Source organism: Tunicatimonas pelagia, from assembly GCF_030506325.1.
GTDB lineage: Bacteria > Bacteroidota > Bacteroidia > Cytophagales > Cyclobacteriaceae > Tunicatimonas > Tunicatimonas pelagia.
Window position 1 is genome coordinate 894939 of record NZ_CP120683.1, and the last position, 19277, is coordinate 914215.

22 protein-coding genes are annotated in these 19277 nt (G+C 44.1%); 14 read left to right on the top strand and 8 right to left on the bottom strand.

Annotated features, from left to right (window positions below):
• The first annotated feature begins 63 nt into the window (after positions 1-63).
• The 5 genes from P0M28_RS03580 to P0M28_RS03600 all read left to right on the top strand — a co-directional run bounded on the left by P0M28_RS03580 (position 64) and on the right by P0M28_RS03600 (position 6048).
• Positions 64-2439, top strand: a complete 2376-nt coding sequence (locus P0M28_RS03580; protein WP_302208123.1) for a TonB-dependent receptor — start codon at positions 64-66, stop codon at positions 2437-2439.
• Between the two features lie 5 nt (positions 2440-2444).
• On the top strand, positions 2445-3446 hold the full coding sequence (locus tag P0M28_RS03585; RefSeq protein ID WP_302208124.1) for a DUF4249 domain-containing protein: 1002 nt from the start codon (positions 2445-2447) through the stop codon (positions 3444-3446).
• Positions 3447-3621: 175 nt separating this feature from the next.
• A complete protein-coding gene (locus P0M28_RS03590) occupies positions 3622-4017 on the top strand; it encodes a hypothetical protein (RefSeq protein WP_302210974.1) in 396 nt (131 codons plus the stop codon).
• 698 nt (positions 4018-4715) lie between these two features.
• Complete coding sequence (locus P0M28_RS03595) at positions 4716-4847, top strand: hypothetical protein (RefSeq protein WP_302208126.1); 132 nt, start codon at positions 4716-4718, stop codon at positions 4845-4847.
• Positions 4848-4935: 88 nt separating this feature from the next.
• The gene (locus P0M28_RS03600; RefSeq protein WP_302208127.1) at positions 4936-6048 is read left to right on the top strand and encodes an alanine racemase; all 1113 of its coding nucleotides are present in this window, start codon (positions 4936-4938) and stop codon (positions 6046-6048) included.
• A gap of 2 nt (positions 6049-6050) precedes the next feature.
• Here the strand turns inward: P0M28_RS03600 and pyrH are convergent, their stop codons facing one another.
• The 5 genes from pyrH to P0M28_RS03625 form a co-directional block, all read right to left on the bottom strand.
• On the bottom strand, positions 6051-6737 hold the full coding sequence (gene pyrH, locus P0M28_RS03605; protein WP_302208128.1) for a UMP kinase: 687 nt from the start codon (positions 6735-6737) through the stop codon (positions 6051-6053).
• Positions 6738-6743: 6 nt separating this feature from the next.
• On the bottom strand, positions 6744-7247 hold the full coding sequence (locus P0M28_RS03610) for a metallophosphoesterase family protein (protein ID WP_302208129.1): 504 nt from the start codon (positions 7245-7247) through the stop codon (positions 6744-6746).
• A gap of 44 nt (positions 7248-7291) precedes the next feature.
• Positions 7292-7819: a hypothetical protein gene (locus tag P0M28_RS03615; protein ID WP_302208130.1), complete on the bottom strand. Its 528-nt coding sequence runs from the start codon at positions 7817-7819 to the stop codon at positions 7292-7294.
• A complete protein-coding gene (locus P0M28_RS03620) occupies positions 7816-8334 on the bottom strand; it encodes a hypothetical protein (protein WP_302208132.1) in 519 nt (172 codons plus the stop codon). Before P0M28_RS03620 ends, P0M28_RS03615 begins: the two co-directional genes overlap by 4 nt.
• Before the next feature lie 65 nt (positions 8335-8399).
• Positions 8400-8684, bottom strand: a complete 285-nt coding sequence (locus tag P0M28_RS03625) for a TRL-like family protein (protein WP_302208134.1) — start codon at positions 8682-8684, stop codon at positions 8400-8402.
• A 243-nt stretch (positions 8685-8927) separates the two neighbouring features.
• On the opposite strand from P0M28_RS03625, the gene P0M28_RS03630 reads away from it, so the two are divergent.
• From P0M28_RS03630 to P0M28_RS03650, 5 genes are read left to right on the top strand one after another with little or no spacing between them, the layout of a single operon-like run.
• Positions 8928-9302, top strand: coding sequence for a hypothetical protein (locus P0M28_RS03630; protein ID WP_302208136.1), 375 nt, complete (start codon positions 8928-8930; stop codon positions 9300-9302).
• Positions 9302-9766 (top strand): hypothetical protein, encoded by a 465-nt coding sequence (locus P0M28_RS03635; protein ID WP_302208137.1) that lies wholly within the window; start codon positions 9302-9304, stop codon positions 9764-9766. The genes P0M28_RS03630 and P0M28_RS03635 overlap by 1 nt, the downstream gene beginning before the upstream one ends.
• A 1-nt stretch (position 9767) precedes the next feature.
• The gene (locus tag P0M28_RS03640) at positions 9768-10157 is read left to right on the top strand and encodes a hypothetical protein (protein ID WP_302208138.1); all 390 of its coding nucleotides are present in this window, start codon (positions 9768-9770) and stop codon (positions 10155-10157) included.
• Positions 10158-10168: 11 nt separating this feature from the next.
• Complete coding sequence (locus P0M28_RS03645) at positions 10169-10297, top strand: hypothetical protein (RefSeq protein WP_302208139.1); 129 nt, start codon at positions 10169-10171, stop codon at positions 10295-10297.
• A gap of 3 nt (positions 10298-10300) precedes the next feature.
• Positions 10301-10633 (top strand): DUF4943 family protein, encoded by a 333-nt coding sequence (locus tag P0M28_RS03650; RefSeq protein ID WP_302210967.1) that lies wholly within the window; start codon positions 10301-10303, stop codon positions 10631-10633.
• Between the two features lie 221 nt (positions 10634-10854).
• Here P0M28_RS03650 and P0M28_RS03655 read toward each other — a convergent pair whose 3' ends face one another.
• The 3 genes from P0M28_RS03655 to asnS form a co-directional block, all read right to left on the bottom strand.
• Entirely contained in the window at positions 10855-11739 is an 885-nt protein-coding gene (locus P0M28_RS03655; RefSeq protein ID WP_302208141.1) for an MBL fold metallo-hydrolase, read from the bottom strand.
• Positions 11740-11797: 58 nt separating this feature from the next.
• Positions 11798-12553 carry a YdcF family protein gene (locus P0M28_RS03660; protein WP_302208142.1) on the bottom strand — a complete coding sequence of 252 codons (756 nt, stop codon included), beginning with the start codon at positions 12551-12553 and terminating at the stop codon, positions 11798-11800.
• A gap of 85 nt (positions 12554-12638) precedes the next feature.
• Entirely contained in the window at positions 12639-14093 is a 1455-nt protein-coding gene (gene asnS, locus P0M28_RS03665; protein ID WP_302208143.1) for an asparagine--tRNA ligase, read from the bottom strand.
• 191 nt (positions 14094-14284) lie between these two features.
• On the opposite strand from asnS, the gene rpoN reads away from it, so the two are divergent.
• From rpoN to P0M28_RS03685, 4 genes are all read left to right on the top strand, one after another.
• Entirely contained in the window at positions 14285-15739 is a 1455-nt protein-coding gene (gene rpoN, locus P0M28_RS03670; RefSeq protein ID WP_302208144.1) for an RNA polymerase factor sigma-54, read from the top strand.
• The gene (locus P0M28_RS03675; RefSeq protein ID WP_302208145.1) at positions 15739-16371 is read left to right on the top strand and encodes a hypothetical protein; all 633 of its coding nucleotides are present in this window, start codon (positions 15739-15741) and stop codon (positions 16369-16371) included. The genes rpoN and P0M28_RS03675 overlap by 1 nt, the downstream gene beginning before the upstream one ends.
• Positions 16372-16748: 377 nt before the next feature.
• The gene (locus P0M28_RS03680; protein ID WP_302208146.1) at positions 16749-17948 is read left to right on the top strand and encodes a cytochrome P450; all 1200 of its coding nucleotides are present in this window, start codon (positions 16749-16751) and stop codon (positions 17946-17948) included.
• Between the two features lie 13 nt (positions 17949-17961).
• Positions 17962-19275: a GAF domain-containing protein gene (locus P0M28_RS03685; RefSeq protein ID WP_302208147.1), complete on the top strand. Its 1314-nt coding sequence runs from the start codon at positions 17962-17964 to the stop codon at positions 19273-19275.
• Positions 19276-19277 lie beyond the last annotated feature (2 nt).

A 19277-nucleotide genomic window follows, 5' to 3' on the forward strand; every position in this document is an offset into this window, starting at 1 on the left:
TCCATTGTTTTACGCACGATTATTGCCCTCAACCTTACATCTTCCTCAACAACCAACAACTACATGAGAAAAATTCTCCTCTCACTGTTGCCCCTGCTTGTTTGCTTGGGGTCAGCTTCTAGTATTCTCGCGCAAAAACACACCATCAGTGGCTATATTAAGGATGCTACCGACGGTGAAGTTCTGATCGGAGCCAACGTATTCGACTTGAAATCTTCTGGTGGCAGCAGCAGTAACACATTTGGATTTTACAGCCTTACTTTACCAGAAGATAGTATATCAATTGTCTACTCGTACGTAGGTTATCAGCCACAGACCGTCCGCTTACTTCTAACGCAGGATACCCTCATCAATATTGAGCTAAGCGAAAGTGCTCTATTGGATGAAATCGTGATTTCTGCGGCAGAAGCCGAAAAGATTCAAGAAGTCACTCAAATGAGCACGATCTCCGTACCGATTGAACAGGTGAAGAACCTTCCAGCCTTCTTGGGAGAAGTAGATGTGCTCAAAACCCTACAGTTGCTACCGGGGGTGCAATCGGGTAATGAAGGAACTAGCGGACTCTACGTTCGTGGTGGTGGCCCCGACCAAAATCTGATTCTGCTGGATGGCGTTCCCGTTTATAATGCTTCTCACCTCTTTGGGTTCTTCTCCGTTTTTAATGCTGATGCTATCAATAACGTACAGTTGATTAAAGGTGGTTTTCCGGCTCGCTACGGCGGGCGGCTTTCGTCGGTGATTGATATTAGTATGAAAGAAGGCAACATGAAAGAATTTCACGGCGAAGGGTCGTTGGGGCTGGTTGCCGGGAAATTGACCTTGGAAGGCCCCATTGTAAAAGATAAAAGCTCCTTCATTATCTCAGGACGGCGTACCTGGATTGATGTGCTAGCTCGTCCGCTTATCAGATCCCAGACTGATGGTGAGGAGACGGTAGGCTATTACTTCTACGATCTCAACGCCAAAGTAAACCACAAGTTTTCCGACCGCGATCGACTTTACTTGAGTGCGTACCTGGGGGATGATCGCTTTTACGCTCGCACCAACTACACCAACTCCTTTGGCGGGGTTGAACTGGAAGATCGGAGTGATTCTGGCCTACAGTGGGGGAACATTACCTCGGCCTTGCGCTGGAACCATATGTTCACCCCCAAACTATTTAGCAATACCACACTTACCTACAGCCGTTATCGCTTTGATATTAGCAATGAGTACCGTAACGAGACCTTGGGCGATTCGGCTAATCAGAAGTTAGTTGATAGTGGTTTTGCCAAGTACTTATCGGGCATTGAAGACTTTGCCGCTAAAATCGATTTTGATTATCTGCCTTCGCCCAATCACTACGTACGCTTCGGAGTAAATGCCATTCATCATACCTTTCGTCCGGGTGCACTAAACGTACGCTACGATGATGACTTTTCGGAAGATGCTTTAGATACATTGCTAGGCTCGCAGCAAACCGAGGCGATGGAGTTTGCCGCTTACGTAGAAGATGATATTGAGTTGAGTCGACGGCTGAAAGTTAATATAGGATTGCACGCTTCGGCATTTCGGGTGAACGGTGAGCTTTACACTTCATTGCAACCCCGCATTGCCGGACGCTACTTGCTCAATGAGCAACTTTCGCTTAAGGCTTCCTACGTGCAAATGGCTCAGTTTATTCATCTACTGACTAACTCCGGCATCGGCCTCCCTACCGATTTATGGGTTCCGGCTACTGACCGGGTGCGTCCCCAAACCGCTCAGCAGTGGGCACTGGGGGGAGCTTATAACTGGCGATCAGGCTACGAAATAAGTCTGGAAGGCTACTACAAAGACATGCGAAACCTGATTGAGTACCGCGAGGGGGCTGACTTTATTAACGTAAACCAAGACTGGCAAGACAAAGTAGCCGTAGGCGATGGACGAAGCTACGGTGCCGAATTACTCATTCAAAAGAAGAAGGGGCGCACCACCGGTTGGTTAGGTTACACGCTCTCTTGGACGGACCGCCAGTTCGATGATCTAAACTTCGGCGAACGCTTTCCTTATAAATACGATCGGCGGCATGACTTAGGAATTGCCGTAGTGCATGAGTGGCGGAAAAACATTGATGTATCGGCCACGTGGGTATACGGTAGTGGTAATGCCATTACCATGCCCACGGCAATTTACAGTGGTAGAGGCGATTCGTTTTTTGGGAATAACATTTATGACTACGGAGAACGCAACAGTTACCGAATGCGAGCCTTTCATCGGTTAGATGCTAGTATCACATTTCGTAAGAAAACCCGTTGGGGCGAGCGGGCCTGGGTTTTGGGAGTATATAATGCGTACAGCCGACGCAATCCATTCTACCTGTACCTGGACGAAAGCTCTAATCCCAGCCGGGAAAGCCAGTTTAGACAAGTAAGCCTGTTTCCTATTATTCCTTCTATCAGCTACCGCTTTAATTTCTAATCACTATGAAGTACGCAATAAATCTCTTCTGGCTAACATTATTTGGGCTTGGTGCCTGCGAAACAGTGGTTGATGTGGATATTCCACGAGAGGCTCCTAAACTGGTAGTTAACTCCTTCATTGGTGTTGATATGCCAGTAGTAGTGACCGTAAGCCAGAGCAAATTTGTTCTCAGCAACGAACCTCTTCAAGTAGTTTCGGGTGCTGAAGTAGTATTGCTAGAAGACGAACAAGTAGTGGCTACGTTAGCAGAAACACATCCCAATGATAATACTATAAATGCCGCCACAGGATTTTATGCTACCGAATTTGCCCCCTCGGCTGGACGGTCATATACATTACGAGTAAGTAAATCAGGATTTGAATCAGTGGAGGCTACCGCTCTTATTACTTCTCCTATTTCAATTACAAATTTGCGATACGATACAACCACTACTACTTACGAGCAATTTGATGAAAGTACCGGTAATTTCACGACTGTCCAGGAACTGTCACTAAACCAAGTATGGCTAGGTATTGACGACCCTGGCGACGAAGAAAACTTCTATGAGGTTTTAGTGCAGCGCTATAGCATTAGTTACAATTTTGAACAAGATGATGAGGGCAACTTTGTCATTACTGACACCTTCCGCATTCTGTCACCCATCCCTTTAGTGAGTGACGATCCTGTAGTAAACGATAACGATGACTTTTTTGGAGATGATGATGGATCCTCGAGCAATGGGGTCTTTATGTTTTCTGATGAGATATTTAATGGCCGCCTTTATACCTTTAATTTCAATGTAAACCAAACGTTTGGTTTTGGACAGGAGCAAGAGTCAGAATATTTTATCACCCTACGTACGCTTAGTGAGGCTCAGTATCGCTATATTCTCTCGGCAAGCCTTCAGCAGGAAACCGAAGCTAACCCGTTTGCTGAGCCCGTACCGGTCTTCAATAATGTTCAGGGAGGATACGGTATCTTTGTGGGCTACAGTGCTGATGTAGATACAGTGGTGGTAGAGTAGGTGTTCAGGTGTTCAGGCGATTTCCGCGCAATGTTCAGAATTACGGAGTTATAACCCGAACAGTTCAGAACCTTGGGCTGGGAAACATGAACACATTAAAACACGAACACTTTTTTATTTTTCACCGTTTTTAGTAAATTCGCAGCCTGTTTTAAAACTAAGAAATAGAATCGTCATGGCCGTTACCCGATTAGAACGCAAAGGATTACGTAATAAAGCCCGCGCTAAAGCTCGTAAGCAGCGCATTAAAGAATTAAGTAAGCAGCCTCCCATTAAGAACATAGACGTTGAAGCGATCAAGGAAGAGTTTGCCAAAAAATCAGGTAAGCCTGTAGCTAAGAAAGAGAAAACACCAGCGGTAGAGGAAGCTAAAGCCGAAGCTGCCCCGACTGAAGAAGTTAAGGAAGAAGCACCAACTGAAGAGGCCACCGCTGCTACTGAGAAGGAAGAGAGTGCAACTTTAGCTAGTGAGCCCCAAGCTGAACTAAAAGAACCAGCAAAAGCCTCTCGCGAAGATGCTGAAGCAGTAGAAGAGAAGATTGAGGAAGAAGGTTCTGAAGAGAAAGCGTAGCCTATCTACTTAGAATTTATTTTAGTAAGCCCACTAACAGGGTTAGTGGATCGGTCAGGCTACGCCACCACCGTGCCAATCAATATCTACCGCAAGATTTGGTCAAATAGCTATCTTCCAATAAAGAATGTATTTAATTTTCGCAGCTCTGCGAAATTACTTCCACCACTAAGCTTGGTATTAGCATCAATCAGCGTAGCATAAAATATGCTGTCGGCTCTTCGCTATGGTAGCAAACGGTAGTGTCATTTTTATATCTTTTTCTGCACAGCAGTTGGGATGGTGGAATAAAAATACCGTTTCCTCCTCAGTGGCAGGGCAAGTACATACTTCGGGGCAGCCCCCCCTTTTCACTTTCTTCTGGTTTCGTTTTAGCTTACCTGACTAACGAGGGAGAGTAAAGGTGTGAAGCACAGACTCTAAGTATAGGCTACTCATGCGCGGTGGATAGTAGTTCTATGATAACGTAGCTGCTATCGTTTACGACAATCACCGACCGATTAAGGAGCCGACGTTTTACCTCACGGGAAGCTAGTATAAAAAAAAGAAGTTCAGACACATTGACATTGAGACCAGCCTACATACAACAACAGTATGACACTGGTTGGGTGTAAACCACTACGCTATGCTTGGTAAATTCCCGCCTCCAAAATGCTAAAGTCGAGTTAAGAAACAGAACCGCATAAATCATGAAATGATTGAGTAAAAATAAGTGGTCAAGACTTACGAAGTTTGGATCAGGAGTGGTAACCGGTATCAATGTGTCAGAAACTTCGGAAGCCTCCGGCGAAGCCCCCAATGACCACATGCAACCATTTAGAACTAAATAATTCTCGTTTACTTACCAAGCTTTACCTACTTTCGTCATGTCTACGGTGTATTGCTCAATAATCAAATCATATTACATCTAAAATTACCATGTTAGACCTAAGCACCATTATCTCTCCTACCCTGCTATTAAACGAACAAAAATGCCAAGCAAATCTCAAAAAGCTGACTCAGCAAGCGAAAAAGCATAATATTCAGCTAGCCCCTCACTTTAAAACTCACCAATCAGCCCAAGTGAGCCAGTGGTTTCGGGACTACGGAGTGCAAGCTATTACTGTGACTTCGATAAAAATGGCTCGCTACTTTGCTAAGCATGGTTGGGACGATATTACGATTGCCATGCCAATTAATATCCGGGAGATTGAGGCAATTAACTCCTTAGCCTCTCAAATTCGACTAACGGTATTTGTAAATAGTATGGAAACCGCCCGCTTTCTGCACCAGCGGGTTACAGCACCGCTGCCGTTTTGCGTGGAAGTGGACACCGGCTACCACCGCTCAGGCGTGATTAGCGATAATACCGAAGAAATCCGGGCGATTTTAGCCACAGCGCAAGACTCTCAGCTTCAGTTCACGGGATTTTATTCCCACGCCGGCCATACCTACGAGGCTACTACGCATCAGGAAGTTGAGCGCGTTCATCAGGAAACACTGCAACAATTGAATCAGCTAAAAGAAACATTTCGGCCAGCATACCCTGACTTACAGCTTTCGTTAGGTGATACCCCTTCGTGTAGTCTGATGGATGATTTTACGGGGATTGACATCATCCGACCTGGCAATTTTGTGTACTATGATCTTACCCAGCATTTTGTAGGCTCTAATTCGGTAGCGGAGATTGCAGTTTGCTTAGCCGCTCCGGTAGTTTCGGTACATCCCGAGCGAAATGAGGTGGTTACTCATAGTGGCTGGGCACATCTAGGTAAAGATTCGCTTACCGACAAAGTAGAAAAATCCTGGTACGGCTACGTAGTCACTCTTACTGAATCGGGCTGGTCAGCACCTATTGAGGGAGCGTATGTTGCCAAGCTATCTCAAGAGCACGGAACCCTTTATTTACCGGATGAGTATTTGGAAAAGGTAGCAGTGGGTGACTTACTCGGCATCCTTCCTGTTCATGCTTGCGCTACCGTGGTAATGATGGGCGAATTGACCACGTTTTCCGGTGAGATGATTAAAACAATGTCCGTGCAAGCAGTCTAGTGCTACGTGCTCTGAATAACCGTTCCCTGAAAATGATCTCCCGATAAGAAAGCCTTCATATTGTCAATCTTTTTTCCGTTCAGGATAACTACCGTTAAAGCCAGCTCTTCGGCTTTCTTACTAGCGATAGGGTCAAAGGGAGCTGATAGACCGGGAGTCCACTCACTGCCAACAATCTTGCGGAAGTCTGCCCAGTTAATTTGTTCAAAGCGTTGGGCATCCGGGTTCTCTCGTGGATCTTCGGAGTAAACATAATCGATATTTGATAGATTCAACACCGTTTTGGCTTGATAGCGTTGCGCTAGCAGTACGGCAATATAGTCGGTACTCCAACCGGGTTTCCAGCCCGCTCCTACCAAAATGGGTTCGGCAAAGTCGGGCAAAGATATATCAAAGTCTTTAGCAATAATAGGGTGCGCTTGTTCCTTAAAAATGGTTCGCAGCAAATGAGCGTTTAGGCGCGTAGCGTGAATACCCAACCAATCCCGCTCTTCATCGTCTACCCCACTTACATACTCGGCAGCAGTTTGGTAGTTCCGAGCTGTTTTTCCTCCGCCAACAGTTAGAATAAAACGATCGCCCTGAGCAATACGCTGATGAATAAATTCTTTAAACTGAATGAGATACGCCGTATCTATTGCGCCCGGAACTACAATAGAGCCGCCCAGGGAGAGTACGTAAAGTGCCATGTTTGGTTAGTTTGACTTAGAACCGAGTTCAATCGCTTCTAACTCGCTAATCAACCCATTGTTTAACTGAAACCGCAAAATAGTCCGCACTCGGTGAAACCCTTGCCGCCCAGCTGCACCCGGATTCAGGCAAAGCATATTATCTCGCTCAGCATCTTTCATAACTTTTAGGATATGAGAGTGCCCACAGATGAATAAATCAGCTCGTCGCTCGGCCAATACTTTTCTTACCCTCGGATTGTACTTAGGTGGATAACCGCCGATGTGAGTCATCCAAACAGTTAAACCTTCCCGCACTAGCCAACAGTCCATTGGCAGCTCCTGCCGAAGTTCACCGTTATCAATATTTCCGAATACCGCTTGAGTAGGTTTAAATGCACGCAGTTCGTCTAAAATATTTCCTGAGCCAACATCCCCCGCGTGCCAGATTTCATCACAGCCAGCGAAGTGGGTAAAAACCTGCGGATCGAGGTAGCCGTGCGTATCGGAAAGTAGCCCAACTTTTAGCATAGAATAGGTTAAGACAAAAAAGCAATGTAGTGCTGGCTGTAGCTCTAAAAGAGTTGCTGATACAAATCAGCAATGTGCCGCTCTGTTTTGGTGGGGGCAGACATGTTTGTTGAATGCTCCTTGGCTTTAAACTGAAATGATACATCTTTCGCCGTAAGGAGCTTCAGGAATTCTTCGTAGCGCATTTTCGCCGAATATCTCACATGATATTTACTTTTTCCGCTATCGGCGTAAAGCTTTTGTACTTCTTCTAGAGAAACCACTTCCTCCGTTTGGAACCCCGCTTCTGTGGCAGTAAGATCACGAAAGGTATCGGGTAGAAGTAGACTAAAATTGCAGGTAACCAGAGAGTCAGGTGAAAAATTAGAGCGATAAACGAAATCAACTTCTGCTTTTTCTTGAGAAGAAGAGAATGTAAGTGGCTTGATGTAATACTGCATTACTCCTCCTTCTCTCAAAAACGATTCGTATAGTTTTCCCGCTCGCCCTCCGCTCGATGCGGGTCTAACCCCCATACAACCGGATAGCCCAATAAGTAAAATAACGACAACTGAAAAAGAAATCTTCTTCAACGTAAAGAAAGTTTTTGTTCAATAAATGATTGCCCCCAAAATTGCCGATGCACCAAACCAGAATCAGCGGTAACCACGTTAATCATTACTGGTATTTTTTCAGTAGGCGTACTGTAAACCGTACTTACCACAAACCGCCGATCGGGTAGCCGACGAAGGTATTGGTACAACGTTACCTTATCCAGAGCGATGGCATCTTGCTCAAGTAAAGCTCCATTGTGGCCACTGTCTAAAATAAGCTGGTCGACCGTTTCAGGCGAAAACTCTTCCATAAGAATAGATATATACGCTTGGTAGTCCGATGATTCAATATACTTAGAAAGGGGAGCGTCTGTTCTGGGAACTGGGGTAACGGTTTCGTAAAAATTGAGTACCGCAGGTTCAATTGTTGCATTTCTCTCTTGCTCTGACAACTGCCAGTGCTGACTAGCTGCAAACGGAACCGAAGAGGTAGATGACTGACACTGAAAAAAAATTGAGGAAATAGCGAAAAAGAAGAGGAAGCGATAGTACATAATGTAAACTAAAAGAAAAGCACTGTCATTATCAAACAACAGTGCTTATATAACTTTGCTGGATACTATTCGCCAGTAACGATAGTTTCGTAAGTTACTACAATACCAAGAATACTGGTGCTCTTAACATCTACAGTAGATATTTTGGTAATTCCTCCATTTCTGGCAGCCGACTGAATACTAGCATCCTGACCGAAGAAGAGAAACTGCAAAAACCCGGTGGCTTTAGCGGTACCAACTTTGCTTCCCACAGGGTTGCTAGTAGCAGCCACGGGCATGGTAAGCGCGCAGCTACTCAAGAAGGTAGCTACCGTAAGTGAAAAGGCGATAGTTCTGAATACTTTTTTCATAGATAACAATTTAAGTATGAATATTATTTGTATGGCACAAACTTCAAAACAATTATTTTTATAATCTACCGATTTACAAATAATTTTAGCCTTATTTTATTTCATAACATACATGTAAAATATCAATAAATTCTTATTAATTTATTCTGAAATTATCAAAAAATACCCTCTCTAGGGTTAGGTTTTTTGCCTTTTACAACTATTTATTACTAAAAGCAGTCTTTCTATAAACTGTCGGTCACTGTGGAAAAGTTAGGTAGCGTATTAGTTGTGTTGATTTTAGTTATGGCTTGTTCGGAAGAACCTGACTCCAACTTTATTCAGGTTATTAACCAAACTGGGCAACCTATTGACGAAGTAATTTTATACGTTGATAACTCGCCGTTCTTTAGATCTCTAGCTCCTGGTGATACTACTAATTACCGATACTATCCACATGATATTCTCGCTGAACCAGCACTATCAGTTAAAATTAGTAACGATACTTTGTACACCCACTTCTATTCTATATCCAAAATAGCCCATATAGATTTCGGCCCACCCTTACCCCGGGGAAGACACACGTTCGCAATAGCTATTGACACGACGAGAGAAGGTACCACTATTCAGTTTAATTAGTGAAGCAGACTATAATGAAGAATTACGGTATTTTGGTATTGACTATTTGGATTGTCGCATGCAAGGAAGATGAAAATGCTGCAGTGCTTCCGTTTGACCAAGGCTCCTACGAATGCTTTGTAGAAAGCTCCCAAGACACCACACAACTGGCCAACCAACTTTTGGGAACGTGGCAGTGGGAGTACGTTAGCTGTTTTTGGACTCCCGAGCAAGCTAATGATCAAGCTCATCGCGGACTAACGATAGTATTTCAAGCGGATAAACAGCTAGAGGTTAGGCAAGATGGCCAGCTTGTTCAAACTTCATCTTGGTCGTTTGAACCTAATGATTCTATTTTTTACGAATTACAAGTAGAACCACCTGTGATTCAACTCTACGGTAGTATTGAACTGTGCGATAGCATAGTAACTTTTGAAGACGCTTACCGCGACGGTTGTACCAATATCTTTACAAAGACTAGATAGTATGATGCGACTCATTGTTGTTTTGCTTAACCCGGTAGCTTTTGTGGTAATATTTACTGCCTGCTCAGAAGAAGTCTCGTCCACTTTTGTAAGAGTTGTTAATAGCAGTAATACTACATTTGATGAAACCAGTATACCGACTATTGGCGAGAGTAAAACGTTTGGTGCACTAGCACCGGGAAGTACTTCTGCCTATCTGGAACCAGCCGTTTCTCCCGACAAATTTTTGCACCTGTATATTCGCTTGGGTAACGATACTATTCCTCCAACGTTTGTGTACGCCGATCTGCTTCCGCCTACTTCTCTCCCATCAGGACATTATACTTATGAAGTTACTCTGCACGAAGCAGATGAAAAAACCTATTACAGCACTCTACTTCTCAACAATTAACGTACAACGCCATGAAAAAGCTACTACTTCTACTCTTCGTGCTTGTGGCTGCCTGCCAAGAAGAAGAATTCAATGCTAATACCCCGTCAGTAGATCAGTTTGTTAGATTATTACAGGCTGGCCAATACGATCGCAGTTAACCCATTCCTACCTTTCGTCCCGAGCAGGTACCTGATTTGCTTCGCTACGCTACTAGCTTAGAAGACATTCCTGCTTTTCCAGTGAACCCAATATCTTCCCTCTATCAGGGAAATTTTCGTTTGGGCGAATGTCTATTGTGGACAATTGAGAGCATTCGCGTTGGCTACGGACAAGAACTTACCTCTGTTGAGCGATATCCTTCGCTGAATCCTATTTTGGTCAATTCTACCACTCAACGTAACGAAGGGCAATCAGCTACTGACGAAGAAGTATTGGAAGCAGTACAAGCCTACGCTGATTGGTGGAATGACTCCGCTTCTTTTGAGCAAAAATGAACTATCAATCCATTAGAAGACACATCGCTTACTTGGCGGTAAAACGGCGTAGATTTTCTTCGCTGCGAAATTGCTAGACGGTTCTTTTAGTCAACACGCTTTACGAATCATGTTCTGGGCAGCTAGTAACAATAACTGAAAATTGAGCAGGGATACTAAGTAGTTGAAAACAAATGGTTGGTAGCTCAAAGTCTTTCACTTTTCTATTATCAATTGAATTATCACCCATCGACTTTTTTCCAATAGCGCATCAGCCCAGCTACGCTCATCCAGGAGGGATTAGCCGCTTCGTACTGTTGAATAGTTTCCTCGTCCGCTCCTTTAGTCCGAAGCTGGCTAGCTACGTATTCTTGAAATTGAGGTACCAGCTCTTCGCGGGTTTCTCCGGTGCCCATTTTTCCCTTAATCCACTCAGCCCAATCTGTTAACTGCTCTTCTAAATGTTCCAAGTGGGTATCTACATTTTCCACCCGACCGAAATGAGTGAGGTACAACGCCTGGGGGCTAAGACTCTTTAGCAGTTGGATGGACGTCTGCCAATCTTCCAAGTTAATATCGGGTGGTGGGCAAGGGGGTTCTACTAGTCCGCTATTAATCTGAACTCCGCCTACATCGCCAGTAAATATAACATCAGCTAACTGGTACGCAATATGATGAACAGCATGACCCGGCGTATGATGAGCGATTATTTTGGTATCACCAAAAGTAAGTTCAGTTTTATCTTCTATTGCTTGCAGTTGACTTTCCGCAATAGGTTGCATTTTACCCCATAGCCGACTCATCTCATCTTGATAAATTCGCTTAGCCGAATCCCAGAGCTTCTGTGGGTTGGCCAAATGCTTAACTCCGAACGGGTGAACATAGATGGTTGCTCCTTGCTTAGCTAATGCCCAAGCTGCTCCAGCATGGTCGAAGTGAATATGCGTTAGCATAACGTGCTGAATATCAGCCATATCAAATCCCGCTTTATTAATTGCTTGCTGAAGATTAGAATACGTGGAATACGGCCCAGTTTCGATAAGAATTGGCCCATCAGAAGTTTCTACTAAAAAGCTAGCAATCGCTTGAGGAATGTCTAGGAATTGTAAGTCGAGGATGTGAATCATAAATCAAGAGTATTATCGCTTGAATTCAAGGTAGCAGTAAGCTTGATGAATTGCAATACTAAATATAGCCCGCTGCCCAGTAGGCGATAGTACCTACCATTTCCCGGATCACTACCTCAAAGTTACCGATTGCCCGGGAGTTCGGAATAATTAGCCAGTCGGGAGTAAACTGGGGGTCTTTACTTCGCATACTCACCGAAAAAACATCAGTGGGCACGTCTGCTTTATCGAAGCAAGCCTTAGCCCGGCGCATGTGGTAGGCCGAAGTAATCAATAATACTTTGGAAGTAATGCTATTTTCTCGCAGTACATTTTGGCTATTCAATGCATTCTCACGCGTATTGCGGGAATCAGCTTCTACCAGAATATCCTCTTCAGGAACTTGGGCGTTGCGTAAAATTCGCTTTAGGGAAATCGCTTCCGGAATACTATCTACCAGTATTTTTCCCGAGCCACCGCTGAGCAAAATCTTTTCAATTTTACCCGCCCGGTAGAGCTGAATAGCGTGTAAAATACGGTCAGCATCGCCGGTTACATGACTGCGGTCTCTTGGCTCTTTATCGATAGTAATACCGCCTAACACTACTCCTACCGGATACTGAGGCAGTGAAGCAATTGGCTCAGGTGGGGTCTCCCAAACTAGAAGCAACAGGTTGCTCAGAAAAGTATTGGTGAACAATAGCAACAATGAGAACCCAACAGCGAAGAATAATTTGCGGTGCCGTTTCCAGAAAATACAAAGCACAAATGCCAGCATCACCAGCGTGACGGGCATTACCAGAAAATACAGCGTTTTGGAGAGGAGGAAGAACAAACACTTTTTAGTTTTGAGTTCTGGGTTTAGAGTTTTGGCTCAAAATAGACAATCCAAAACTCTAAACTCAAAACATGCCACTATTCTAAAATTCTGCATTCTGGGGGGTACGCGGAAATGGAATTACATCGCGGATATTTTGCATGCCGGTGATGAACATAACTAGTCGCTCGAGACCAATGCCAAAACCACTGTGCGGAGCCGTTCCGAACTTACGGGTTTCCAGATACCACCACATTTCTTTTTCAGGAATATCCATCTCCGCCATACGTTGCTGCAACTTGTCTAACCGTTCCTCTCGCTGCGAGCCACCAATAATCTCGCCAATACCTGGGAACAATACATCCATCGCCGCCACTGTTTGGTTGTCTTCATTTTGCCGCATATAAAATGCTTTGATCTGCTTGGGGTAATTATACAAAATGACTGGCTTCTTAAAATGCTTTTCTACTAAAAATCGCTCGTGCTCCGATTGCAGGTCAGCCCCCCACGTATCAATCAAAAACTGGAACTTCTTCTTCTTGTTAGGCTTAGAATTACGCAGAATATCAATGGCTTCGGTGTAAGTAATTCGCTCAAAGTCATTATCTACTACCAACTGTAACCGCTCCAGTAGCGACATATCGCTGCGTTCTTCTTTTTTCTTATTCTTCTCTTCGTCCAGTTGTCGCTGGTTCAGAAATTCTAAATCATCAGCGTAGTTATCTAAAGCGAAACGAACCAAGTATTGCACAAATTCTTGGGCTAGTTGCATGTTATCGTCCAGATCATAGAATGCCATTTCCGGCTCTACCATCCAGAACTCAGCCAGATGACGGGAGGTGTTGGAGTTTTCTGCCCGAAAGGTTGGGCCAAACGTGTATACATCCGAAAGAGCCAGTGCTCCCAGTTCAGCCTCCAACTGCCCCGAAACAGTCAGACTGGTTTCTTTACCGAAAAAATCCTGGCTGTAATCTATCTCTCCTTCTTCGTTGAGCAGAGGTTTCTTAGCATCTAAGGTAGTTACCCGAAACATTTCTCCGGCCCCTTCGGCATCTGAGCCAGTAATGAGTGGGGAATGTAAATTGAAGAATCCTCGCTTATGAAAAAACTGATGAATAGCGAAGGTCATGGCATGGCGCAACCGGAACACCGCCCCAAACGTGGCCGTGCGAGGGCGCAGGTGGGCAATCTCCCGCAAAAACTCAAATGAATGCTTTTTGGGCTGTAGTGGATATTCTTCCGGATCAGCTTCCCCCAAAATATCAATGCTTTCCGCCGGTAGTTCCACTGCCTGCCCCTGCCCCTGAGAGGCGGCTAATGTGCCCGTTACGGCTAAACAAGCACCGGTACTAATTCGGCGAAGAATATCTTCATCAACCTGCTCTGGGTTAGCCACTACCTGTAAGTTGCGAACGGTCGACCCATCGTTAAGGGCAATAAAATTCACGTTCTTGCTACCCCGTTTAGTGCGTACCCATCCCTTTACTACTACTGATTTTCCTACCGCTGCCTCACCTTCTTCTAAAACTTGTTTGATTTTCCACCGTAAGTTTTGCATACTAAGACCAACGATTGATAAGTTGTGATTAAACGTTAAAACTACCCCGCTATAATGTTAGTTAATACCTTACGGATGTAGTAAAACAAGCCGTAAAGCAACGATAATTTGGTCTTTTTAACAAAGATTTGTGATAATATCATAAATTTACGCCTCGCTCGGGGGCTTACTTTTTATTATGGAAAAATAACATGCAAAAGCTTGGTTTAAACCAAACCCTCAGCCAACGATTATCGCCGCAGCAGATCCAGTTTATCAAGCTGCTCCAGATACCTACGGCTGAATTGGAAGCCCGTATTGAACAGGAACTAGAAGTTAATCCGGCCTTGGAAGAAGGGAGGGATAATGAGGAAGAAGTGCCAGTGACTACTGAAGATGATTTTGCCGATAGTGAGCAGGAGGATTATTCAGAAGAAATTAGTGTGGAGGATTATCTGGCTGAGGATGAATTTAGCGGCTATAAAATGCAGGGCGACGGGTCTTACAACGACGAAGATGATAAAGATCTACCGATGCCCACCGCGGTTTCGCTGGTAGAGCAACTTACTACGCAACTCAATTTTCTTCGGCTTGATGAGCGACGCCAGCAAATTGGCTTGCAGCTTATCGGCAGCATTGAGAGCGATGGCTACATTCGTCGCGACTTAGAGGCCATCGTAAACGATTTGGCTTTTTCTCTCAACATTGATACCGATGCCGAAGAGCTAGAAGAGATACTAAGTAAGATTCAGCAGTTTGATCCATCGGGCATTGGTGCGCGTGACCTTCAAGAGTGTTTGCTACTACAGTTGGAGCGTAAACCAGAACACGACCGCTACACCCGCGTAGCTATCGATATTATTGAAAATAACTTCAAAGAGTTTACCAAGAAGCACTTTGATAAAATCTGCCGGAAGTTAGGCGTAGATGAAAATACCCTGAGGGAGGCGATCAATATTATTACCAAACTGAACCCTAAGCCCGGCGGAGTAGATACTGGTTTGGCTTCCCGAACTCAGTACATCGTACCTGATTATATTCTAACCAATGATAATGGTAAGCTCGAGCTAACGCTAAACTCTAAAAACGCTCCGGAACTGAAAGTCAGTCGTTCTTACTCTAACATGCTTCAGGCTTATGACAAGAGCAACAAAAAAGATAAAAAGCTGAAGGAAGAGGTTTCTTTTGTAAAGCAAAAGCTCGATTCGGCTAAGTGGTTTATTGATGCCATTAAGCAGCGGCAGAACACCTTGCTTAATACCATGGAAACCATTGTGAAGTATCAGTACGATTTCTTTTTGACTGGCGATGAAAGTAACCTCCGCCCGATGATCTTGAAGGATATTGCCAATGAAATTGGAATGGATATATCCACTGTTTCGCGGGTTGCTAACAGCAAATCGGTGCAAACGGAGTACGGCACCTACCTATTGAAGTACTTCTTTTCCGAAGGTATCGCTACTGACTCAGGAGAGGATGTCAGCAGCCGAGAAGTAAAAAATTACTTGAAAGAGCTGGTAGATAATGAGGATAAGCGCAAGCCACTTTCGGACGATAAGTTAGAAAAGCTCCTCAAAGATAAAGGGTATAATATTGCCCGACGCACGGTAGCTAAGTATCGGGAGCAACTGCAGATTCCGGTAGCCCGATTAAGAAAAGAACTTTAATGGTACGAAGATTGGCGGTTTTAGGTTCGGTGTTCATGCACCCGTTATTGATGCCTACGTACCTCTTTGCCCTACTTTTTTACTACGCCCCCATCATCGTTCGGCCGGGAGTCTCTAATGCTGACTACCTACTATTGGCTATTTTTCTCACTACCTTTTTAATTCCGCTAGTCTACGTTACCGTCTCTCGCTTTCTAGTTATCCGCAAAAACTATCTGGCCATTATTTCCATGCCCACCCGACAAGAGCGAGTGCTGCCATTTTTCTTTATCAGCCTTTTTTACATGATTGTGACGTTCTTGTTTGTCTATAAGTTTAATGCCAGCCCGGTACTGAGTATTCTTTTAGCTGCTTTCACTGTCATCATCATCGTAGTTAGCGTAGCCACCCTATTCATTAAAGTAAGTGCCTACAGTGCCAGTAGCTGCGGACTTATTGGTTTTGTTATCGGATTAGGTGCAGAATACCCCCAAGCTTTTTTGGTTACCCCCTTAGTAATTATCTTGCTCATCAGCGGCTTAGTTATGTCAGCTCGCCTCTACATTGGTTCGCATAAACCGATAGATGTTCTGGTAGGTAGTAGTATCGGATTGATTATCAGCTTGCTTGCGGTATTTATTTTTATTGCATAAAGTAAGTCTTCTTCGTGACCAATCTATTTTTAGTAATAAATAGCTGATGAGTTACGTGAATATTACGCTATCGGTCATTTCTCTTTAAGTGAGTCTTTTTACTCAATCATAGAATCTAGCATATAAATTATTTTATTAATCAAATAATAGTTAAACTATTATTTGATACTGCAATACCCAAAGAGTATTTATCACTAATTCGCAAATCCCAAATACCCTTTGCCCAACAATACATTACATTGTGGGTATCTATAAAAGATGGAAGAAATTGTTTGCGAGAGGCGCGTATATTTGTTTTTAGTAACAAAGGAATAATTTTTCAGTCCGATCAGCTACCTACGTACTAATTTTTCATTCATAATAAACTATACCACCTTATGGAAACACCAGACATTTTATCACCCGAGTTTGCTGCTAACCCTTATCCTGTTTACCAGGAATTTCGTGACAATCACCCTCTGCTATTCCACGAAGGCATGAATAGCTACATCATCAGTCGCTACGAGGATGTGGAAAAAGCCTTCAAAGACAAAGTATTTTCTTCGCGAAACTACGATTGGCAACTAGAACCCGTTCACGGTCGCACCATTCTACAGATGGAAGGCACCGAGCATTCCCGCCATCGCAACTTATTGAACCCGGCTTTTCGAGGGCGCGACCTCTTTGAAAAATTTGTCCCGGTCATTGAGAAAAATGCCCAGGATCTTATCGATAAATTTCCCCGGGATAAGAACGAGATAGATTTTGTCTCCCAGTTTGCTACTATCTTTCCCATTGGGGTAATTGTAGATATGCTCGGGCTTCCCAAAAGTGACCTTCCTAAGTTTCACGGTTGGTACACGTCTATTATGGCCTTTCTGTCAAATTTAACCCAAGACCCAGCCGTGACTGAAGCAGGTCTTAAAACCAAGGTAGAATTTGAGGAGTACATGCTGAAAATTATTCAGGAAAGAAGGGAAAACCCTGGTAGCGATTTGCTCTCCACGCTTTGCAATGCTGAGATTGACGGAGTTCGTATGACCGACCAGGAGATCAAAGCTTTTTGTAGTCTATTACTTACGGCGGGTGGGGAAACGACTGATAAAGCGCTTACGCTACTCTTCAAAAACCTGATTGCCCATCCTGAACAAATGGAAGCGGTAAGAAACGACCGGACTTTAATTGACAAGGCTTTTGCCGAAACGCTGCGCTTTGCCCCTCCGGTACACATGATTATGCGCCAGCCCATTGAAGACGTAGAGATGAGCGGCGGCACAATTCCTGCCAACGCTACGGTAACTTGTTTGATTGGAGCCGCTAACCGTGATGAACGGCAGTACGAGCAGGCTGACAAATTTGACATATTTAGGTCTGAAATTGACCAAAAAAAGGCATTTACCGGAGCGGCTAACCATACTGCTTTTGCTTTGGGGCGGCACTTTTGCGTGGGTTCTCTATTAGCCAAAGTTGAGGTAAATATGGCTACTAATCTAATTTTAGATAACCTGAAGAATATCCAATTCAAGGATGGTTCTCCGCAGGAAGTTGGTGTGTTTACCCGCGCCCCTCAAGAAATGTGGATTACCTACGACCAATAGTCAACAATCGCTTATGAAAACGGGCCGAAGAATAAGTCAAAACCGATTAATCCTCATCTGTCTTACTTCTTTGCTGATACCAGCGGGGTGTGCTTATTTTTTACTTTATTCTTCTGAAACATGGCGCGACGAAGCGGCGGCATTATTATTTCTAGGTTGGGGGAGTATCGCTCTCCTTTACCTAAGAAAGAAACTTCAGCCTTGGCAGAAGCTGGTCTCAATTGCTAGTGACCCTACACAAGGAACCACGTCTACTGACGAACTTGAGGTAGCAGCCACTGGCTTAGTTCGGGAGCAACACGAGCTAGCAGAATCGCTACGCCGAAACCACCGAAGCCTAAAAAATGCTACCGCCCTTATTAGGGATATTGAAGCGGGTAAATTAGATACGGCTGACATTCTTAACGAAGAGGTAAATAGTAGTTCTGAAGATGGAATCGTAGCCGCCCTGTTGAGTTTACGGAAACAGATGGTTGAGATTGCCGATAATGAAAAAGAGCGTCGCTGGACTAACGAAGGACTAACGAAATTTATTGATATTCTCCGCTCCCAAAACCGCGAAGTAAACAAACTGGCCGACCAAATTCTTTCCAATCTGGTAAAATACGTAGGGGCTAATCAAGGAGGGTTATATATTTTCGATGAAGACGAAAATCGTTTAAAACTAATTGCTTGCTACGCCTTTGATAAGAAAAAGCACGTGGAACAGCAAATTCAGCCGGGTCAGGGCTTAATTGGACAGACTTTCGTAGAGAAGAAGCACCTATTACTCACCAATGTTCCAGAAGAGTATGTGAAAATCACATCGGGGCTGGGCGAAGCTAATCCTCGCTGCGTGCTTATTCTTCCGGTTATGTTGAATGGGGAGGTGTTTGGTATTCTGGAACTAGCTTCATTTACCGTCTTTTTACCGTATCAAATTGCCTTTCTGGAAAGGCTGTGTGAGAGCATTGCTGCCACGGTCTCAGCCGCCAACGTACAGCAAAAAACCAATCAATTACTGGCCGATAGCCAGCAGGCTGCGGAGGAAATGCAAGCTCAGGAGGAAGAGATTCGGCAAAACATGGAAGAGCTGGAGGCCACACAGGAGGAAATGGCTCGCAAGCAAATTGAACTCGAGAAAATAAAGGAAACGCTGGAAAAGAAAAATAAAGAAATTGAAGAAGTAAGCCAACGAGAGCGCACCCGGGCTGATGCTAAAATAAAAGCTCAGAAAAACACTATGCTGAAAGCAGTAGAAACCTATAAAGTAAAAGAGCAGGAGCTAAAAGCTGCTCTATCTGAAAAAGAAGAAGAACTCAGTAAACTTATTCAATCACAAAATTAATA

Coding starts and splice junctions, on each gene's coding strand:
- P0M28_RS03580 (WP_302208123.1), top strand. CDS start 64: ATGAGAAAAATTCTCCTCTCACTGTTGCCCCTGCTTGTTTGCTTGGGG.
- P0M28_RS03600 (WP_302208127.1), top strand. CDS start 4,936: ATGTTAGACCTAAGCACCATTATCTCTCCTACCCTGCTATTAAACGAA.
- pyrH (WP_302208128.1), bottom strand. CDS start 6,737: ATGGCACTTTACGTACTCTCCCTGGGCGGCTCTATTGTAGTTCCGGGC.
- P0M28_RS03625 (WP_302208134.1), bottom strand. CDS start 8,684: ATGAAAAAAGTATTCAGAACTATCGCCTTTTCACTTACGGTAGCTACC.
- P0M28_RS03610 (WP_302208129.1), bottom strand. CDS start 7,247: ATGCTAAAAGTTGGGCTACTTTCCGATACGCACGGCTACCTCGATCCG.
- asnS (WP_302208143.1), bottom strand. CDS start 14,093: ATGCAAAACTTACGGTGGAAAATCAAACAAGTTTTAGAAGAAGGTGAG.
- P0M28_RS03590 (WP_302210974.1), top strand. CDS start 3,622: ATGGCCGTTACCCGATTAGAACGCAAAGGATTACGTAATAAAGCCCGC.
- P0M28_RS03680 (WP_302208146.1), top strand. CDS start 16,749: ATGGAAACACCAGACATTTTATCACCCGAGTTTGCTGCTAACCCTTAT.
- P0M28_RS03645 (WP_302208139.1), top strand. CDS start 10,169: ATGAAAAAGCTACTACTTCTACTCTTCGTGCTTGTGGCTGCCTGCCAA.
- P0M28_RS03655 (WP_302208141.1), bottom strand. CDS start 11,739: ATGATTCACATCCTCGACTTACAATTCCTAGACATTCCTCAAGCGATT.
- P0M28_RS03640 (WP_302208138.1), top strand. CDS start 9,768: ATGATGCGACTCATTGTTGTTTTGCTTAACCCGGTAGCTTTTGTGGTA.
- P0M28_RS03685 (WP_302208147.1), top strand. CDS start 17,962: ATGAAAACGGGCCGAAGAATAAGTCAAAACCGATTAATCCTCATCTGT.
- P0M28_RS03585 (WP_302208124.1), top strand. CDS start 2,445: ATGAAGTACGCAATAAATCTCTTCTGGCTAACATTATTTGGGCTTGGT.
- rpoN (WP_302208144.1), top strand. CDS start 14,285: ATGCAAAAGCTTGGTTTAAACCAAACCCTCAGCCAACGATTATCGCCG.
- P0M28_RS03675 (WP_302208145.1), top strand. CDS start 15,739: ATGGTACGAAGATTGGCGGTTTTAGGTTCGGTGTTCATGCACCCGTTA.
- P0M28_RS03620 (WP_302208132.1), bottom strand. CDS start 8,334: ATGTACTATCGCTTCCTCTTCTTTTTCGCTATTTCCTCAATTTTTTTT.